Raw genomic sequence first — 1,182 nt, forward strand, 5'->3', positions numbered from 1 at the left:
TCTGACTTCCTCGCATGCTTGGACGCACATCCATCGGTGCGCACTCCTTATCCTCCTGCGTCCCCCCATTGCTCAAACAATCATGAGGTGGTACAGGAATATCAACCTGTTGTCCATCGCCTACGCCTGTCGGCCTCGGCTTAGGTCCCGACTAACCCTGAGAGGACGAGCCTTCCTCAGGAAACCTTAGGCATTCGGTGAAAGAGATTCTCACTCTTTTTTCGCTACTCATACCGGCATTCTCACTTCAAAGCGCTCCACCAGTCCTCACGGTCTGACTTCGCAGCACTTTGAACGCTCTCCTACCATTGTTCGTAAGAACAATCCGCAGCTTCGGTGATACGTTTAGCCCCGGTACATTTTCGGCGCAGCGTCACTCGACCAGTGAGCTATTACGCACTCTTTCAATGATGGCTGCTTCTAAGCCAACATCCTGGTTGTCTGTGCAACGCCACATCCTTTTCCACTTAACGTATACTTTGGGACCTTAGCTGGCGGTCTGGGCTGTTTCCCTTTCGACTATGAACCTTATCACCCATAGTCTGACTCCCAAGCGTAAGTAACTGGCATTCGGAGTTTGACTGAATTCGGTAACCCGGTAGGGGCCCCTAGTCCAATCAGTGCTCTACCTCCAGTACTCTCTATCTTGAGGCTAGCCCTAAAGCTATTTCGGAGAGAACCAGCTATCTCTGTGTTCGATTGGAATTTCACCGCTACCCACACCTCATCCCCGCATTTTTCAACATACGTGGGTTCGGGCCTCCAGTCAGTGTTACCTGACCTTCACCCTGGACATGGGTAGATCACACAGTTTCGGGTCTACGACCGCATACTCATTCGCCCTGTTCAGACTCGCTTTCGCTACGGCTCCGTGTCTTCCACTTAACCTTGCATACGATCGTAACTCGCCGGTCCATTCTACAAAAGGTACGCCGTCACCCATTAACGGGCTTCGACTACTTGTAGGCACACGGTTTCAGGTTCTATTTCACTCCCCTCCCGGGGTGCTTTTCACCTTTCCCTCACGGTACTGGTTCACTATCGGTCACTAGGGAGTATTTAGCCTTGGGAGATGGTCCTCCCGGATTCCGACGGAATTCCACGTGTTCCGCCGTACTCAGGATACACTCCGGAGGAAATTCCTTTTCGATTACAGGGCTGTTACCTTCTTTGGCTGACCTT

At 51.8% G+C, this 1,182-nt stretch carries 1 rRNA gene; it reads right to left on the bottom strand.

Features of this window, described 5'->3' with window-relative positions:
• Positions 1-1,182, bottom strand: a 23S ribosomal RNA gene (locus ACZSMY_RS23135); the annotation flags it as partial.

Source organism: Oceanobacillus sp. B139/18 (assembly GCF_055524595.1).